Origin of the sequence: Paenibacillus contaminans, assembly GCF_003285015.1 — a bacterium.
GTDB lineage: Bacteria > Bacillota > Bacilli > Paenibacillales > NBRC-103111 > Paenibacillus_V > Paenibacillus_V contaminans.
The window spans coordinates 52,066-71,241 of record NZ_QMFB01000034.1; the positions used below are offsets into that span (position 1 = coordinate 52,066).

General features: G+C 48.0%; 13 protein-coding genes. 2 read left to right on the plus strand and 11 right to left on the minus strand.

The window, feature by feature from the left end:
* Window positions 1-16: 16 nt before the first annotated feature.
* Entirely contained in the window at window positions 17-1,957 is a 1,941-nt protein-coding gene (locus DQG23_RS35150; RefSeq protein ID WP_113035716.1) for an alanine-zipper protein, read from the minus strand.
* A gap of 60 nt (window positions 1,958-2,017) precedes the next feature.
* A complete protein-coding gene (locus tag DQG23_RS35155) occupies window positions 2,018-3,433 on the minus strand; it encodes a fibronectin type III domain-containing protein (protein WP_113035717.1) in 1,416 nt (471 codons plus the stop codon).
* 341 nt (window positions 3,434-3,774) lie between these two features.
* Here DQG23_RS35155 and DQG23_RS35160 point away from each other — a divergent pair, with 341 nt between their 5' ends.
* Entirely contained in the window at window positions 3,775-4,398 is a 624-nt protein-coding gene (locus tag DQG23_RS35160; protein ID WP_113035718.1) for a stalk domain-containing protein, read from the plus strand.
* Window positions 4,399-4,441: 43 nt separating this feature from the next.
* On the opposite strand, the gene DQG23_RS35165 is transcribed toward DQG23_RS35160, so the two are convergent.
* From DQG23_RS35165 to DQG23_RS35200, 9 genes are all read right to left on the minus strand, one after another.
* Entirely contained in the window at window positions 4,442-7,453 is a 3,012-nt protein-coding gene (locus DQG23_RS35165) for a phage tail protein (RefSeq protein WP_113035719.1), read from the minus strand.
* A 6-nt stretch (window positions 7,454-7,459) separates the two neighbouring features.
* Window positions 7,460-8,230 carry a phage tail domain-containing protein gene (locus tag DQG23_RS35170; RefSeq protein WP_113035720.1) on the minus strand — a complete coding sequence of 257 codons (771 nt, stop codon included), beginning with the start codon at window positions 8,228-8,230 and terminating at the stop codon, window positions 7,460-7,462.
* 20 nt (window positions 8,231-8,250) lie between these two features.
* On the minus strand, window positions 8,251-13,329 hold the full coding sequence (locus DQG23_RS35175) for a phage tail tape measure protein (protein ID WP_113035721.1): 5,079 nt from the start codon (window positions 13,327-13,329) through the stop codon (window positions 8,251-8,253).
* A 38-nt stretch (window positions 13,330-13,367) separates the two neighbouring features.
* Window positions 13,368-13,532, minus strand: coding sequence for a hypothetical protein (locus tag DQG23_RS42385; protein ID WP_158560866.1), 165 nt, complete (start codon window positions 13,530-13,532; stop codon window positions 13,368-13,370).
* Between the two features lie 12 nt (window positions 13,533-13,544).
* Window positions 13,545-14,027, minus strand: a complete 483-nt coding sequence (locus DQG23_RS35180) for a hypothetical protein (RefSeq protein WP_113035722.1) — start codon at window positions 14,025-14,027, stop codon at window positions 13,545-13,547.
* A 149-nt stretch (window positions 14,028-14,176) separates the two neighbouring features.
* Window positions 14,177-14,968, minus strand: a complete 792-nt coding sequence (locus DQG23_RS35185; protein ID WP_113035723.1) for a hypothetical protein — start codon at window positions 14,966-14,968, stop codon at window positions 14,177-14,179.
* A gap of 54 nt (window positions 14,969-15,022) precedes the next feature.
* On the minus strand, window positions 15,023-15,814 hold the full coding sequence (locus tag DQG23_RS35190) for a hypothetical protein (RefSeq protein WP_113035724.1): 792 nt from the start codon (window positions 15,812-15,814) through the stop codon (window positions 15,023-15,025).
* A 13-nt stretch (window positions 15,815-15,827) separates the two neighbouring features.
* Window positions 15,828-16,562 (minus strand): hypothetical protein, encoded by a 735-nt coding sequence (locus DQG23_RS35195; RefSeq protein ID WP_113035725.1) that lies wholly within the window; start codon window positions 16,560-16,562, stop codon window positions 15,828-15,830.
* 234 nt (window positions 16,563-16,796) lie between these two features.
* Window positions 16,797-18,404: a GIY-YIG nuclease family protein gene (locus tag DQG23_RS35200; protein WP_113035726.1), complete on the minus strand. Its 1,608-nt coding sequence runs from the start codon at window positions 18,402-18,404 to the stop codon at window positions 16,797-16,799.
* Between the two features lie 216 nt (window positions 18,405-18,620).
* On the opposite strand from DQG23_RS35200, the gene DQG23_RS35205 reads away from it, so the two are divergent.
* Window positions 18,621-18,890 (plus strand): hypothetical protein, encoded by a 270-nt coding sequence (locus DQG23_RS35205; protein ID WP_113035727.1) that lies wholly within the window; start codon window positions 18,621-18,623, stop codon window positions 18,888-18,890.
* The last annotated feature ends 286 nt before the right edge of the window (window positions 18,891-19,176 follow it).

Here is a 19,176-nt window from a genome sequence, read left to right on the forward strand (position 1 = left end):
CTCCGTTAATTATGAATTATGGTGATGGTGCGAAATAAACCGGAGCATCGCCTTCAGTGGTAGAAGCGTTAGCAATGATCATTCCTATTGTAGATAATTCTTCGCTGGACAGTTCTTTATACCAAAACATAGGATTATCTACGTGAGGTTCGTACGGCGATAAAATAAATTGGTCTTCCTTTAATGTTCCGGTTCCCGTTCCGTCCTCGCCTTTCCTGGCAGCTAGAACCCATTTAGCTGGATCAGTCGGTGCTACGTTCGTACATGCCACAATGTTCATATATGTTGAACCGCTATAGGTAACCATATTATTAGGTTTGTACGCAGTAGCATTGTTATATTGACCTAGATGTTTCGTGTTGCCCGTGACAGTATTCAGCGTATTGATTGCATTAGTCGTGTTCGTTTGCCTGGCTGTCTCCTGGGATTGTCTTGTTCCCTCGTTTGTTTGCCTTGTCACTTCTTGGTTTTTTCTGCCCGTTTCTTGGGCCTCGCGTGTATTCTCCGCAGTGTTCCTTGCCGTTTCAGCGCTTGCTCTTCCACCTTCCGCCGCAGCCCTATTGTTTTCTGCCGTTACACGAGCGGATTCTGCATTCACTCTTGATGATTCGGCACTGACTCGATTCGCTTCGTTAGTTTTACGAGCATTTTCATCCGACACCCTGGTCGTTTCTACCAGAGCTCGGTTGTTTTCAGCTGTAACCCTAGAGTTTTCCGTATTGACGCGATTATTTTCTGCTGTCGCTCTGCCGGTTTCGGCATTACTCCTTGAGGTTTCAGCGGATTTTCTGGAAGCTTCATTGCCTTCTCTTATGTTTTCAGCTGTCACGCGCGAGGATTCCGCATTAACACGCCCTGTCTCCGCCGATGCCCTGGCAGTTTCTGCACTACTGCGAGCGGTTTCAGCGTTTGCTCGGCTTATCTCTGCATTTTTTCTGGCGGTTTCAGCGGTGGATCTAGCCGTTTCAGCATTCGCTCTTGCTGTCTCTGCAGCAACTCGGGTGGATTCATGACTTACCCGTTCCTCTTCCGCTTCCGTTCTGGCTATTTCATTGTTGACTCTTCCCTCTTCCGCTGCTACCCGCAATGTCTCGGCGTTCTTAATATTCGTATTTGTAGCATTCGCTTGTCCCGCTGCCGTATTTGCCGCTGATGCGGCATTGTTGGCATTCGTCGCTGCCGTATTCGCATTATCTTTGGCGGTATTTGCAGCACTTGTTGCATTGTTAGCGTTAGTAATTGCTGTATTCACATTCGAAACTAAAGTGTCAATGCTAATGACTTTGCCCCAGTTGGATGAATTTGTTAGCGGAACATTCGTGCTCGATTCAGAAATGCAGGTATAAATGTTCTGGTTGGAAGTATCGGATACGAAATCCCCTGCAACATAAGTGACTGCAGATGAAAACAGTCCTTTCCATTGGAACCCCGCTATCTTCCTCCAGAATGTCGTATTAGTGGGGATGTTTCCTATTGTCATCTGAATTGCCATATAAGTTCCGCTTTGGAAGTTGACAAGGTTGAACTTTTGATAGGTAACGGCAGGATTATATATACCCATATGATCAAAAGAGGAAATTGTCCTTATGACATCAGAGAGCGTTTTCGTTACCTCGCCATTATTATGTTCCACCCATACCCTAGCGGCACTAACAAAATGATTGCCTCGGCCTTGGTAGACAAAAGTAACGGTCTGTCCTTCTTTGGATGGATGAAACTGCACGATTCCTTCGTTATAGTCGACAATATATCTATCCGGCAAAAGCCCTTCTTCCGGCAGCTCAACCACTTCGATAAAACCTGCCGCTTGGACTTTGCTCATTTTCACAGGAATTTCAGATAGCTGAGCTTGATTGTTGATGATCTTCTTCGATTCACTTATCGGAACATAAGGATCTTCGAGTGTTCCTGCGCGATATTTGGTTATCGTCGATGATAAATAATCGAACGCGGTCATACCGATCTACCTCCTTTTAGGGAATAAAAAAGAGAAGTCCGTTGACTTCTCGGAAATTTTTTATTGGATATCATTTATTGCTGTTCTTAATCGGTCTATGTCTGAAGCATAAATAATATCTCCTGAGTTTCTTAAGGGCGGAACATTCGAAGACATTGCCGATATCGCCTCTACTGCCTGTCTATAATAATAAACCTCGAATACATTTCCGCTTGTTGCAGAAGTAAACGGGTAATCGGGGTTTGTTACCTGTTTATACCGTCTGAATTCATTTATTTTGTTCGTCAGTCTGTTCCATTCACTTGCTGTTATATGAAACGGCTGACCGGAGACTTTAGGAGAATCCCATTGGAAATCTAAAGGCCTATTTAGCGGCATACCATTACGACTACTTGATACTCCATCACCTGTAGCATTTCTAGGAGTTACTGTGAACGTATACGTTGTGCCATTCTGCAAACCTGTAATGTCAGCACTATTAGAATAAACAGTGGCGGAACCGCCATTATGGGAAGGCGACCAACTAATAAAATAAGATGCAGCGCCATTTGCCCCATTCCAACTTAATCTTACAAATCCGTCCCCTGTTTTGGACACGCTTAGACCCGATAATGGAGCAGGCTTCAGCCTTACAAAAGCAGTTCCCGCATTATACCAGGCTCCGCCTGAGCCATCTTCAACTTTTGCTATTCCATAAACAGTATTGGCATCACCGTAACCCCAAATTGTAGAATCCCAGGGTGTTTGATTGGCAGACCCACCGGTCGAAGGCCATTGTGTACTCCAAACATTTGGGTCTTGTGTTTGGCCGTTTGACACAGGGTTTGAAGCAATAGCAACTTTTTTATAATATTGACTGTTCCAAGGATACTGCAAGTTTGATATTTGCCATTCAAATCCTCGATCACCAACCGATGCAATATTTAATGTAGCAGAAGGTGCCGAACCGGTTGTGAATGAACCGATAACCCATCCGCTAGTTCCTGAACTATTACGGCTTCTCATATCAAATTGATAGGTTGTGTTATAACTTGGAACAGAGAATGAGAGAGAAGCTTCACTTGTTGAAGAATCTACATTCCCTTGACCGTTCCACCAATAGTCAATCTCCGTTGTATCCGCGCCCGAGCCTTTCGTGAAATTTACCTTAACATTCAATCCGCTTACAGTAATATTGTAATTAGAGGGCGGTGATGGGGTAGATGATACTGGATCAGTCTTTATCGAATTTGTTGCTACTCCAGAAAACGATCCATTCCGATAAATCTCTGCCTTTATATCAAATTCAGTGTTTGGAGGAAGCCCATTTAGAGTTGCTGTTGATTCAGTCCCTGTATTTCCAGTTGGCCCGGGAAAGTAATTAGAAGCAGTTGTAACCTTATAAAAAAATTTCGAAAAGTGAACTTCTCCTGAATCTGAGTATGTTCTAAAGGTGATTGATGACGAATTTGATGAGGCTCCAAAACGTATTGTCATAATTTATTCTCCTGTAATTTCACATACAGACATCGTTACAACTTCGAAAATCTATTATTGAGCACCGCAATTTTTGGCATCACCCGCTACAATTTAGCCATCAATCGCTCGATTGCTTGCTGGACTATAAGGACACACCTTTCATATTCCGAATACTAAGAACCAGCACCGGCGATGTTACAAGTGAAATGGTAGTTATCAATATTGCTTTCACAGCATCACATCCCATTCGTATGTTATATGGCTCTTGAAAATTATTAAGCATTACTTTCGAATCTTCACTTATCCCCATTGGATAAACATGGTATAGTCTTATATAAAAATATGTCGAGGTGAACTTGATGAAAAAATTTAAGCACTATACCCTAGGTCTGCTCTCAGGGGCAATCTTGGCAACTGGGATTTCGGTCTTCGCTGATGATGGAATAGAAAAAATTGAAGCTTACTTACGGCCTGGACTGCCTATTACACTTGACGGCAAGGAATTTAAACTTGAAAGTCCTCCAGTCATGTACGATGGCAGTACGTATTTAAAATTACGTGATGTTGCCGCAATCACAGGTCTGGGCGTTAATTGGAATGAGGGAACAGAAACGGTTGAATTACAAAGTGCAGGAAAATTAGTTAAAGATGATCAAATAAAGAATGATTCAGGAAACTTACTAACTGTTCAAGATATGACCATGTATATGAATAATAAAACTTTTTACGATAAATCCAAAAATCACGTTAGAATGGAAGTTACAGATGAATTTTATAATTCATACAGAAAACTTGATAGCTATGATGATAAGTTTATTGTCGCTATAAAACAAAGATCACAGGGAATATCTAACCATGATCAAGAAATGGGAAAAGGTGTTGGCGATAATGCAACATTTTCATTCTCATATAAAGGTAGAACTGTACTAGAGTTTCAAGATTTAGGAATAGATAATGGAACACAAGATGTTGATATGGAGTAATTAAATTTTTACAGTAGCCACCTTTTATTGAGGTGGCACTTTTTTATCCAAATTTAGCTGTCAAACCATAAACTGTTGCCCTACTGAAATCCCAAGCACCTTCAGCAAATGTTCTTTGACTTGAGCCAGCTCTAATAGTTATTTTTCCATTGTCATGTGTTGACTGAATCACTAAATCCGCCGTATTCCTTGTTTCAAGATACATAAAATTAGCCGTTTGTCTTAGTCCGCCCCTATCAACACCAAGATAGTAAAAATCAATATAGGAAAAATTCCCTTGAGTAATGTTGACTCCATGTAATCGTTCATTTTCGTCATATGCTCTAACACCGCCAGTATCAATTTGTAATCTTGCTCCTGACATGTTTGTTTTAATAGTAGAGCCTACAATTTGATTTCCGCTTATGAATGTCTCTCCATTTGGCGCTTCAATCAGTATTCCGCCATTTTTAACATATAAGCCATTGCCATCAAGTCTAGCAAATTTATCTGGATTGTTTGTTACCCTCGATGTAATTCCATTACTATCAAGTGTTATCGTATTTGGCAATGAAGAACCAAGTCTTAAATCACTCCTTAATGTTGAGTCTCTTGAATTGACCACACCTACAGCACTACTATACGCACTGTCAGCTTTTGATTGTGCACCCGAAGGCGTCTCTTTACTGTGCCAGGTTGCAGCAGATCCAATCAAGTTATCGCCGAGCGTCTGTCCTTGCGATCCAATTACAATTTGATTGGCTTGAATATTATCGATTAGAGCCGAGTTTATTTTCGCAGTTCCTGCTACTAATTGATTTGTCGTGATCTTATCAATAAACGCCCCAAGCAGCTTTTTTTTATCGCCGGTGAGCACTTCTTCGCCGTTTACCTTAAACGAGCCTTCTACGCTTATGTCGCCGTTCAAGGACAAGTTCCCGGTATTGGCATTATAGAAAAACTTGTCCGTCCAGGTGCCGGCGACGTTTTTTTGGATGCGGATGCCCTGCGATGCGTTAAACGTGCTTTTGACCGCGTTATCGTCCCGCGTCACGACTAACCCCGAAGCGGCGTCAATCTTCACGCCGTTATACACGGTGCCTTGGCTTACCTTGTTGTTCCAGTTCGCCGATGATTGGATGAGCCCGTCGCCGATCTTTTCCCCGCTGTCGCCGATTACGATCTGGTTGGCCTTCAGTTTAGCGAACACGCCCAGCACCCCGACGACCGTTTCGGCATTCAGGCCTTGAGGCGTCAAAGCATTTTTATAAGAATTGCCTCCGTCATTGGTGAAGGCCAGGCAGTTATGAACGGCCCTTAGAAAGTTATTGGCGTCAGCCGGCGATTTCAACGTTAGTCCGCGCTGATCCAGCGAATAGCTCTCATTGTCCCCGCTTTGAATGGCTCGTTTATTCGCATCCCAGGCATTGTTCAGGATCAGGCCGATTTCACTTGCGTTCGCCTCACTCTTATCCCACTTATATTTGGACATGTCGACCGTCACCGACGACTGGTAGGAGCGCTGCAGCAAATCTTTCATTTTAAGAAAGCCGCTTTTGATATCTTTCGTATTGGCGATGGTCAGTCTGATGCTGTTCGCATCCAGATCGTGCTCGATCGTAATGATTTTCGCTTTGATGTCGATCCCGAAATTCGGGTACCGGATCGTGACGATGCTGCCGATTTTCAAGCGATTCCAGTCTTGAGGCGTATTCAGCGCTTGCAGAAAATCGACGGAATCCACTTTGTAATGGACCAAAGGCTGGCTTAAGGCGGCTAGCTTCCTTTTCGCTTCCTCAAACAGCTCGCTCGATGACGTGTAATTGTTGTCCTGCCAGACGCTTTCTTTAATAAACCGGTTGCGCTCGATGATCTGCTCAGGCGTAAAATGATTTGCCAAAGAAAGATGATTTTTCAATGCGGTCAGTTGATGATCGACGGTTGCGATTTGCGAATCGATATTACTTAGCTGCTGTTCTTTGACGTTTACTTCGGCCTGCTTCGCGTCTTTATCCGCATTTAACGAGCCCAAAGAGCGATTGGCTGCAATTTCCGCATCGATTTTTTTCAGGATGAGCTCGAGCTGCTGCTTTAACAAATCGAGCTCTACCTTCAATGGAATTTTGCTGTCGACGAGGGCGCCCCGATGGCTCAGCAAGGAATGGAATTCCTCCGTCTTGGAGGCGAGCACTGCCTGATAATCCAAAATGGCGTGGCACAACGAATCGCTCATATAATCGGAATGCTGGGTTACATGGCGAGCAGCATCCCGTTCGAAAGGATACATATAAAAGTCGAAGGATTCGATGAACGGCCCTCCCGACGGATGCTGATCGTGTATGCTTTTATCGTCCTTGCCGTAAACGTAAAGACGCGTCACGATGTCCTCGAAATTTTCTTCGCTTTCGATGCTTTTCAAATAGTGGCCGTTCTCAATAACGAGCCCTTCGTCGACGCCCAGGTTTTCTTCCTTATAAAAAGAAACACGCTTGGATATCGTGTCCCACACCGGTATGGCGCCGCCGTATTTATCCGACGCTTCGATGATGAATTCCAGCAAGCTCTTCCTGGATTCCTCGAACGTACGAACCTTAGACGCAATTTCGCTGTCCACGTACCCGACCTGCCAATCCGTTTTTTGCAGGAGCGTCTCGTTTAATAAGCCTTCGCCGCCGGCAGAGTCGTAAAACCTTTTCGTGCCCTTGTATTGGCGAATGATTTTATCCTTCCATTCATACGGCAGCTGCTGGCAGGCTACGTCGACATATTCTTTGCCTTGCGATGCGATATGCTGGGGTTTTGTAATGATGAAATAATCGGTCTCGCTCCCCTGCGTATACTTGACTGCATAATCGCCGCGCAGCAGCTTGATATGCCTGTTCTTCACATGCTTCATATCGCTGGGAATCGTATACGGCACTTTAAAAGCCAGCTGCGAAAGTCCCCCGTAATGAAGCGTCAATTGAATGCCGTAAGCTTCCTTCAGCTCCGCGATAATCGTCCGGTCGGGTCTGCACAGGTAAAGACGGACCGGCTCCGGCGCCTGGCCGTTATCCAAATCAATATCCTCGATCATATCGGTTCACCCCTTGAGAATAAAACGGTATCGAAGTTTTATTTTGGCCGCTCCGGAAATTTCAAGCTCATTTTTCCCGTATACGAGCTTCAAATAGTTGCCGTTAAACGCATCGAACCGGTGCATATTCGCCAGGGACGTTGCGATATGCCGGTCGTCATTTTGCACATAAACCGTCTCTCCGTCCTGCAGCGAGGAGAAAGCAAAAAGCCTGCCGCCATCGGAAAGATTTTTGATTTGAAAAGGGCCGTTCCCCCGCTTCTCGATCCACATTTCATGCGGATACAGATCCGTATCCCCCAGATTGTCGAACACGACCGTCTTCGGTCCGCCGATGGACGACAAATCATACCATTTATCGTATACAGGGGAATAACAATAAGGCGAAATGCTGCGAAAGGTCAGGTCTACATATCCCTGCTTGGCCCCGTTCGTAAACAACTCGCTGCCGCCCTCAAGCATCAAAAAGTACCGTTTGTCCACATCGTCGGCCGAATAAAATTCGGCGAACCGCCGAACGTCCAGCCAGCGTGCGATTTCGCGCCTTTTTTCCGTCGTCCACAGCTTGCCGTCCCGCAGCGCAATTGTCAGTTTCAAGGAAAACGGCTTATGCTGAATGCCATAGACATAAGGAATCGGATTGCCGTAAATCGTTTCGCTCACGATTTCCCTTTCGGACAGGAACGTCTCTCCGATCAGGCCGTTCTGCATATTGACCAGCCAGACATCCATATCTTCGGATTTTACTCCGTCATAAGTAAAAAACACGGAATCCACTCGTATACCTCCTAACCGCTTTAAGCGAAAGTAACGCCTAAGCCCTTCATTCCGTTAATAAACTTGTCGAAGAACGCATTCGGATTCATGGAGGCGTCCATTTTCTCGACGTTGAACATCGTATCGATCATCACGGTTTTGGATTCGTTCTTCGTTTCCGACCGCTGAACGATTCCGCTGCCGATCATGCTCCCTGCGCTCAAACCGCCGAATACGTCGAACGAATTCAAGACGCTGTTCATTACGCTGCGGCCGGTATCCGGAACGTACGAAAATGCCGAAGCCGCTTGCGCGGTTGCCGGGTAATCACCGTATGCGGGAAGCTCCGAACCGATTTTCGGGTTTACGGCACGAACGCGCTCCGCCCATTGATGCGCCGCATCCGCTTTGGCCGTATCGTTATTGTCCGTATATTGCTGCCATTTCTCCTTGGCGTCTTGGATGAGATATTTAGCGTACTCGTCGTCGTATGTAGCCCTCAGCAATTTGACTTCCCAATCCTGGAGTTTCCCGCCGGACATCGCCGCAATAGCTTGAGCGCGGTCGTTTGGCGATAATGCGGCAAGCCACTCCTCACCCTTCACCGAGCCGCCGATAGCTTCGGTTTTGCCGCTTTGCGCATCTTTCGCCGCTTGCTCCAGCTTCGTTTTACCGGCGGACGTTTTGTTGCCCAAATCGGTCCCAATCTGGTTCAACGGCTGAATAAGCTCTGCGTCGAGTCCTTTTCCGACATCCGCTATCATCGATTTAAGCGAGTCTCCCAATCCATCGAAGATCAGCTTTAAATTCGTAGTATGACCGCTAAAAACGGCTTCCTCCAGCTGGGCAAATATTTTCTCGTCTTCGATAACCGCGTCGAGGCGCGCTTTGATCGCTTGGTGCCGTTCGTTTTCTTCCTCTTTCAGCCGCTCCGTTTTTCTTCGTTCGGTCTCGAGCGCATCCTCCAACCCTTGCTTGGTCGTCTCTCTTGAACGGTCTCGCTTCATCTTCGCAAGCTCCCGGTCAAGGTCGTCGATCGTTTGCTGATTTTCCCTCGCGAGCGCTTTACCCTCCAGCGAATCGTCTTGCAGGAGAAGCGTCTGGCGCTTGACCAGCTCCGCCATGTCTTGTTCCTTGGCGGTCAGCTCTTCCTCATAATCCGTCTTCTCGTTCAAGCGATCATAAGCGCCGATAATGTCGCCTATGGCCCTCTCGTATTGCTTATAATCTTTTTCGAGGTTTGCAATGGTTTTTTCATGCCGCTTGTCTTCTTCTTTCCCGATCGCCCGAAAAGCCTCTTTATATGCTTCGACCGTTTGCTTCAAAGCCGCCTCGGTTTCATCGACCCACTTGTCATGCTTTTCTGTCGCTTGTTTGCCTAGCTCATCAATCGTTTGCTTAATTTCCTGCCGGTACTTTTCGTTATTCTCATTAGAAGCGTCGATCGCATCGTTCATTTCCACGATTTTGGTTATATTGTCTCCGTAAGCATGCTTAAGCAGGGAAAGCTGGTCGAACAGCTTTTGCACTTCTTTTTGCTCGTTTTGCAAACGGTCGATTTCTTTGTTTTTGGCCTCCGTGGTCATGGCGGAGGAGTCATGCACAAGCCGGGATTGCTCCGCAAATGAATTCAAAAACTGCTTATACGCTTCAGAGGCTTCATTATTGGCATCGAACCAGGAATCGAAAAAAGCCTCGTCGCCGTATTTCGCATTCTTGCTGCGTATGTCGTCCGCCTCTTGATGAAGCGCCTTATTCGCATTAACCAGCCCTTCGACAACGGCTTGCTGTTCGTTTAACAGCCGGTTCGTTTCTTCGATCGCCAGCTTATAGTCCTTTTGCTTCTCATGAAGCTTGATTTGGCGCTCGATGGCCTCGATATTTTTCCTGCGTGCCTCGTGCTCGCTGTTGATCGCATTGATGCGTTCCTTAAGCGTATCCTGCAGCTCCAACGCGTCTTTTAACTGTTCCCGCGTTTCGCTTCCGCTCTTGGAGCCGCCGCCGGCGCTTTTCTCTTTATTCGGGGATAAAGCCGCCGCTTCGATTTGCAGTCTTTTCAGATCGTCTTGCATATATTTGAACTTATCGAGTTCGTACAGCTTCTTCTGGATTTGCTCTTTCTCAAGCTCCAACAGGCTGCCGGGAGTAAAATCCGGTCGGGCAACTCCCGTTATCAATGAGCCCGTATTCTTAAAATCGGTGCTCCCCTGTTTTTTCAGCTGCGCGTCGATTTCGTTGTCTCTGGCAAGAAGCTCGTTTTTCGCCTTCGCCACGGATTCGATGCCGGCTATTTGAAGGCCGTACATTTGCAATTCCGTATTCAACGCGACACGCTGCGCCTCAAGCGAGCCTTCGAGCTTTTTCAGCGGATCCTCAATCGCTTGAAGCTTTGCGTTTCTTAGGTTTTCTACGGCTTCTTGATTGATGCTGATTACACCGTTCTCAATGGTGACGGCGTCAATCAGCCCTTTCTCCTTCTCGACCAGTCCGGAAATCGTATCGGCGTTAATTTGTTTGCCGTCGGCCATATCTTGAAGGAGCTTGTTAAGCGGCTCGATCGACTTGGACGTTTGGCCGATCGTCGTATGCAGCTTGGCCACGCTGCCGTCGAAATCGAATGTCTCGGCTTTCGCCTGCTTCGTCACCGTGAACCATTCGGATATTTTCGCCTTAAACGCTTCCGCCTTTGGAATCCCTGCCGAGACGGTATCCGTAAGCTTCAGGATCTGCTCCCGGATATCCTCCATTTTCGATTCGTTGCCCGATGCTTTGGCGGCCTGGAAATCGTCGAGCAGCTTATTGAAGTCCGCAGCGTTTAAGGCATCGATCGCCTGCTTGATTTCGCCAAGCTGGACATCGACATCTTTTTTGTCACCGGCAACCGACTTGATCATTTCGTTGATAAACGCTTTTTGCTGCGCCGAAATTTTCGTTCCGCTGCTTTGGAGCTCGCGAATGTATTGATCGGAAGCTCCCTGGAGTCCTGCGATGCGCTCCTTCAGCCGCTCTTGCAGCGTATTATTCGCTTCCTCGAATTCTTTTTGCAATTCGGCGACTTTAAAATTCAAGCCTTCCCGCAAATTTCGAATCGCATCGGGACTTTTAGCGGGATCGATATCCAGCTGAAAAGGCAGCTTTTTATAGAAGCCGTCTTTGTTCGTTACCCGGCCTTTTCGGACGTCTTCTTCGAAGCGCTTGAGCTGCTCTTCATAATCTTTCAGCTCCTCCTCGGCAGTGTCACGTTTATTGCTCGCTTTGGAGATCGCCTTGGTGTCTTGAGAGTCCTTGGCTCTCAGCTTCACCAGATTCAGCTCGTTTTCTTTAGCGATCTGATCCTCAAGCGATTTTACTCTCGCATTGATGAGCTCCGCTGAATCCGTATAAGCTTTGCCCTCGTTATTGATACCGGTAACCGAAACGCCATACTGGGAAACGAGCTGCTCTTGAAGCTGATAAAGCTTCTGCTTCTGCTCCAGGGTAGCGGAGCCCGATTCCTCGGTCTGCTTCAAAGCCTGATACTCGGAGGCCGCTTCCTCAAGCGCTTTCTTCTGTTCTTTGAGCGAATTGACATGCTCGTAGTTTACGGTTGTCGCTTCCTTGGCTCTTTCTTTGGCTGAAGAGAAGGCTTCGAACAGCTTGGTTACCCCGTAGGTAATTCCGGTTACAATCGCTAAAGGAAGAATAGCTCTCACCAAGCCTCCCAGCGCCACAGTCAACCCTCTCATGGCCGTCGCCGCCAAATTTCCGGAAGCCATTACTTCCTGGAGCTGCAGCTTGAACAGCCCTATTCTTGTCGGCAGCAGACCTAGCTCGTCATAAAAGCCCTTTAGAGCGGTTTTATTAAATAGAAAAAACGCCGCAGTCGCCGTTCCGGCCATAGTCGGTAAAAAACCGAGCGTCTCGACAACAGAGTCGACGGCCGACACCAAACCCGTCAGCAGGTTAATCGCCGACTGCAGCGTATCCGTTTGAAAAGCGTTCTGCCACAAGCCTTCGAGCGATGCGCGCAATCGATTCAAAGCCGCCTCCGTGCCTTCCTGGTGAAGAGCAAACTTCTGCTGAGTCGTACCTGCGGAAAACAGCGCTTGCTCATAAAGCGGAATCGTATCTTTATACCCCTCCATCAGCTGCAAAAAGCGTTTTTGCTCCGAGGCTCCGCCGATAAGGGCGCTAAGGTATTGCTTGTTATAGGCGCCCAGCGTCGACCATTTCATGCCGAGCTCGTCCATTACCGTGCCGAAGTTCCGAAACTGCCCTTCATTGTCCAGCAGTTGAATGCCCACTCTGCTCAAGGCATCCGCCATCTCGTCAACCTGTACGCTATCCGATTCGGAGAAGCTTTTATTATCCTTCAAACCTTGCATCCGGGATAAAATAGTTTGGAACGATTGCCCGACCGATTCGGCGCTCTCGCGGGACCGCGAGGAGACGAGGGCGATCCACGTGCTGATTTTCTCAAAATCGATACCTAGCGCTTTCGCCGATCCGCCGGCCTTTTGCAGCCCCTTGCCGATCTCGTCGCTCTTTGCAGTCGTAACTCCGCCCAGATAGCTGAAAACGTCGGCCGCCCGCTCAATGGATACGCCCATGGATTGAACCGTCGCCGTTAGCATATCGGCCGATTTCTTATAGTCCAGGTTCGATGCTTTGGCGAATGCCGTGCTCGTCTTGACGCGCTCAAGCACTTCCTCTTGACTCAAGCCCTGCCGGTAAAACTCGATCGATGCGTCCGCCGCATACTTCGTCGTGACGCCAAGCTCCCGAGCAAGCTTGCCGTATTCTTGCCCGAGCGAGCTGACCTCCTGCTGGCTTTTGCCTGTAATGACCGATATTTCAGTCAAGGTTTTGTTCAATTCGTTGACGTATTTGATGCCTTCGACGAAAAAGTCGGAGATTCGCTGTTTGATGTTCAGCTTCTCCTTAAACGTGCTGGAAATCGTCGCTGCCAGCGTTTGAAACGGCGTCGCCTGCTTGGCGGCATCCGGCGGATCGATGCTTACTTTAATCGCAATCCGGCTCGTTTTGTCCGATAGCTGCCGAATTTGGTTATTCAGCGCTTCGACAGCGGCGGATGAAGTATTCAATATCGCCGTGACGGTAAGCTTCAAGTTGTCTGCCATTTGGCTTTACCTCCTTTTCCCGAAAGTTGGCATTACTTTTATGATTCGTCGTCGCCCTGATCGTTCGCTTGCCCTGCCGGAGACGTCAGCACATTCATGATTTCATTGATCGCTTGCAATTCCTTGATTCCTTTAAACTCGACGCGATCCAAAAAGATCAGTAGATTGTTTACATGCGAGGCTGTCAGCTCATATTTGATCATTTGCGCACCTCTTTACTCGTTCTGATTTCCGCGATTCGTTTTGTTCCCTGCGGCTGCCGCCATCATTTCGCCCCATTGCTCGCCGATTGAACGGCTGTTTTCCTCCACAAGCCGGAGCTGTTCATTGATTTTGACCAATTCCTCCGCCGGGAAGCTTGCCAAAATATCCTCCAAAATATCCAAGTCGATCAGTTTTTCGCATACGGCGACCATAGGCGCCAGCTCGATCGGAATATTGTCCAAATTCGTAAAATGCCGCAAAAGAAGCATATAGTAGGCGAAAGACAAATCTTTCAGAACGTTGGCGTCGGAAAGATTCGTACGCGCTTCCTCAAGAATGGTTTGGTAGTCCAAAATCAGCTTCTGGATGCTCGTCTTTTTGAAAACGGTTTGGACATACAAGTAATCGCCTGTTTTGAGCGTTATTTTTTTCTGCCCGCCGAATTGTTTCTTGTATTCATTATTGAGCTTCGTTATGGTGAGCTGTTTGCTCATGCGCAGCCTCTCCTCTAAGGTCATTGTTCCAATTGCATGAAATGAAGGCGGCAACCGCCGGGCTGCCGCCTTCCAGCTTTCACGCCTCGCGCAGCTCCGGACGCGTGCCGCGCCGGACTGCGGTCGACAAGCCGCTGTAACAAAACGCGTTAAGCCAACAACGTTTCGTCGTAGACCGTCATGGTCCACATTTCGGTGCCGTTAACCGGTTTAAGAATATCGAGCGTAATATCGAAGGCGCTTGGATCGCCGGTGGCCGCCGTTTGGATTTTCCAGTTGTTGTCCATTTTGGCGTTCCCGATGACGACCTGAGCCGCATAATCCTTTTGCGTCACCGCGTCGCGAACCAGACAATCGAGGACGACCTTGAACGAGCCGGCGAATTTATCCGACGAAACGGTAATTTTGCTGGAGGCGGGGGCGCTGGCCGTTTGATAGTACGCAACCGCTTGAGCGCCGTCGGCCAGATCGCTCGCATGAAAAGCGAGCGCCTTGCCCGTGATTTTGTAGGTTCCGGCAGCTACGGCCGCCGACGTATAGCTCAGCTCCGTTCCATGGGAGCCGTCCGGCTTCAGCGTATAAACGCCGATCAGCGCGCCGCCCGATGCAGGCGTGTGCTTCAAAGAAGCGGCGCCGCCCGTTACGGTAAGCACCTCGCGCTTATAAATGTTTTGGGATGCGTTGACCAATCCGTTGCCGGTGAGCATCGCCAGCACCTGATTCGTAAATACGGCATCCTGCAGCACCACTTTGCCTTCGCGGTTCGAGGAGAAGCCCATAATTTTCGCATTGCCGCGGCCGCCGCGGGCGTATACCGTTTCCGCGCTATTTTCCAAACCCGCGGTTTTGAGATTGCTTAGCTGAACAAGCGCTTTGCCTGTCGTTAAATCGAAGAAAGTCGCCAAGGCGACCTCGCGAATACCCCATTGTGTTGTTGTCATATGAATCGTCTCCTTATCGGTTAGTTTGAATTAGCGAAACTGAAACTTCATTGATTAGGTCAACAAAGCATCGTCGTAGACGCTCATCGTCCACATTTCGGTGCCGTTTACCGGTTTAAGAATATCGAGCGTAATATCGAAGGCGCTAGGATCTCCTGTAGCTGCCGTTTGAATCTTCCAGTTATTATCCATTTTTGCATTGTTGATAACGATTTGCGCCGCATAGTCCTTCTGCGTCACCGCATCGCGGATTAAGCAATCGAGCACGACCTTGAACGATCCGGCAAACTTGTCCGACGAGACGGTAATTTTACCGGAATCGGCGTCGCTTGCGGTAAGATAATACGCCGCAATCTTCGTTCCGTCCGAAAGCTCTGCCGGATTGAAGCCGAACGCCTTGTCCGTAATCGTATATTTGCCGGCGGAAACCGTTGTCGAGGCATAAGTCAATTCCGTTCCGTGCGAGCCGTCCGGATTCAGCTTATACACGCTGATCAGGGCCCCGGGTGCAGCCGGCGTGTGATTCAGAACAGCGGCATTTCCAGCTACGGTAAGCACTTCCCGCCGATAAATGTTCTGGGAAGCCTTAACCAGCCCGTTTCCGGTCATCATGGCAATGACCTCGTTCGTAAAAACCGCATCCTGCAGCACCACTTTGCCTTCGCGGTTGGAGGAGAAGCCCATAATTTTCGCATTGCCGCGGCCGCCGCGGGCGTACACCGTTTCCGCGCTGTTTTCCAAGCCGGCCGTTTTCAAATTATTGAGCTGAACCAAAGCTTTACCTGTAGCGATGTCATAAAAAGTGGCCAAAGCCACTTCGCGAATACCCCATTGCGTCGTTGTCATCGTAATCGTCCCCTTATTGGTTGTTTATGATTTTAGCCCAGTGAATCTGGGCAAAATTAATCTCTTTACCGTCGACCGTTCCCGCATAAATACCCGTTAAGGTATGATTGTAATTGTCGATATTTTCGACAGCCCGAAACCCTTGATAGAGTTGATAGACGGTCAAATCGAAAATGGTAAACAGGTTCAGCGCGCTCGATTTCCAAGCCAAGCCGGAAATCATGCTGTGCAGATTCATCGTTTCTTGCGCCTGCGGCCTATTGCGCCGGTTTCTTTTGATCAGATCGATCATTTGCTGCGCTTTGGAATTCGCCGGGGCGTATTCCCCCGCAGCCTTTTGAGCTTTGATAAAGTTAGCGCGCCGCAAGATGTCCCGGATCCGCTCCATCGCGCTTTGATCGATCACTCGCTTCTCCGACTCGTCGCCCAAATAAAAAAACACATGCGGGCCGCTATGACCCATCTGTGTTTTTTGCTTGAAGAAAAAGCCGAACGCGTCGAATAAAATCGTTCTGAATTCGTCGTTATGATAACAATAGCTGTACATCATTTCGAAATTCGTCAGCTTGCTATCGCTCATCCCCTCGATATTATGCTTATCCAAGAGCATGGCGGATAAAAACCGGCTATAGCGGCTCTCCCCGATCGAAATGATTTCCTTCAGGGTCGGAATATGGAGATAGCCAATTCCTTCGAGCTCGATCGGCATGCCGGCAAGCAGTTGAAGATCGATATCCTTGAAGTCCATATGCTGTTCACCTTACTTTTTGACCGAATGAATCAATCGATTGCCTTGAAATCCTTCGTTTGCCGTCAACCACCCCCTAACCGAGCAGCTTCGTTCCCGTTCAGCTCGTCTTCTCTTCACTCATCGTATAGCGCTTTTCAAAAATGGTTTTTTCATTCACTGAATTTTTTCAGTGATGATGTTACATATCCTATAGACAGCTGAGCCGTTTTTTTTGAACCATTTTGTACGACTCTATCTGCAGTGCCGGCAAATCGTATGAAGGCCGTCTTTCGAGTCCGCCTTCTTTCCAAAATGGCTCTCGTTCGCCAATTTGTTTTGACGGCACTTCGAGCATTTTTTATAGATGCCTTTGGCCTTGTACGTGTACAGCCATTCTTCGCGGCTAAGCCGGTGGGTTTCGGCAAGCATTCTCGGGATATTTCTGTTGAACAGCCTGGATATTTTGCTTTTGTCCCAGTTTATGCCGTACAGCTTTTGGATCGTTCTGGCGATTTCTTCGCCGTCGTATCCCTCCCGTTTCATAACCAAAAGCTTCTCGATATAAGGCTCAAAAGCCGTGCGCGCGATCAGCTCGTCGATGTATAGCAGAAGATGGTACATGTCGCTGTTTACTTTACTGTGAAAGGCTTTGTGAAGCTCCCCGTAATAAAAGAGCAGGTGAAAAATGTGCTTTTCGTTGGTGAAATCGAGCTTGTTTTCGGAAACCAGCACATAGTCTCCGCTGCGGTAGCCGGTGAAGTATCCCGTATCGGCGTCGTAATCGATTTTGGCTGCGCTCTTTACGATCCGCTTGAAATAAATGGTTCCGCACAGCTGATCCTTGATGATTACCGAGTCCTTTTTTAAATCGCCGTACATTCTTTTTAGCCGATATAAACCTGTCTTACCGTAATGTTCGCGAATCCCCTGCTGGCGCTCCAAGCGCCGTTCGGCCGACAGCCCGAAGCCCAGCCGCTCGCTTAAACGCACCAGCTCATCGTCGATGTTTTTAAGAAACCGATGGTTTGCGATATCGGCTTTGCCGACTTTTTGCGCTGCTTCGGCTTTAAATAGCTTTTGCTTATCGGAAGCTCCGGTACGGCCGGTCATCTTTCCATCAGAAGGTTTCGTTAAGACATCGATGTCGGCCCCGCCGCCTGCGAGCAGCTCCTTTTTGCCGCTATAACTCGCATTGATGACGGAGCTAGCTTTGCGTATGCCATATACGTGCTCGAGGCTGTTGTTCGTCTGTTCCGAAAACACCAGATAATCGGCTATTTTGCTAAGCCCGAGAAGCGCGTAGTCGTTCTCGCAAAGCAGGTCGTTTTTTCCTTTAAGCTGCGATTCGATATAACGGTTCGAACTGAAATAGGACAAAAGCGCCCGGCCATCCGGACTGTCCAGTAAACCATGCAAGTGCCTTAGTCTGTCTTCGGCCGTATCGATCGCAGGATCGAGCCGGGATACGACCGGTTTCAGCAGCTCCCGAATGTGCCGGCTTGACGGTTCATTTTCCCGCCCCTCTCTCCGCTCCTCCCAGGAACGCGTCAGCATTTCAAGATTGTATCCGTGCCAGACATGATCGCTTCGGAAATGACGGATCCAAAATTGTCTCCGTGCCGCAAGCAGCTCGGATAGCCGTTCGGAGGCGTCCTCCGGAAGCAGCTCGACGACGTCGAAGGAAAAGCCGCCGTCCTTCCATGCCATCTGCAACCTTGCGTTTTTATGACTGCCGTCGGCAAGCCGCGCCAACAAATTTTTTTTCGCAAATTCGATATTTCTCGATGCGCCTATGTACCTCCGCTGATTCTCCATGTTCCGTAAACAGAAAATACCCGCCTTCTTTTTGATTCCCGCCATGATGCTTCGCCGCCTTTCGTCGACATTCTTCGACCCAAATCGTATCGGGTAATAACTTTTAATAGATTGATATAGCCCATGCCGAATCAAAAAGCCAAATCATTCGTCCGCAGAAAAATTTCTGCATTTGAATTGACTAGACGTTCGATCGAGTGGTATATTTTGTAACATAATAGAACATATGTTCTTATTTTGCAAGCGGTAAAGGAGCGGAACATGTTGAAGCATTATGACAAGTGTTTTTTGAAAGTGAGCATTCCGCAAGTGGAATATAAGGTTATACAGTACGATGACGGGAGACCTGCTGCGGTATCGAAGGGCTTAGCCTTCAAGAAGGACGAATCGGGTCGAAGCTTGCAAGGCGGTGTCGTATTTGAAAGATACTTCGACGCTTTTCAGTTCGTCTACGCACCTTCCAAATTTCACGGTCCGGAGCGCAACTATAGAATGAAAGAGGATTTTATGGCCGAAACCGGCGGGAGTTGACACACGTACTGCTCGAGGGAAGTAAATAGGGGCTTCAGCTGGGAATTCCGCTTACGGGGGGAGCTCTGCGTCCGGGGAGTTGCTGCCTGCCGGGGGAGTTTTGCCTGTTGGCAAGTTCCTGCCTGCGGGGAGTTCTAACGGAAGCTGCTGCCGTTATCCTGCTTAAAGAGAGCGTTTCCCAAATCTAACGGAAATGCCGGACCTTATTTACCTGTTTTATTAGGAACGGATGCCGGTTGATCGCGAATAGAGTCGCTCAGTTCCGTTCGTGCGTTCGGTCGAAAGA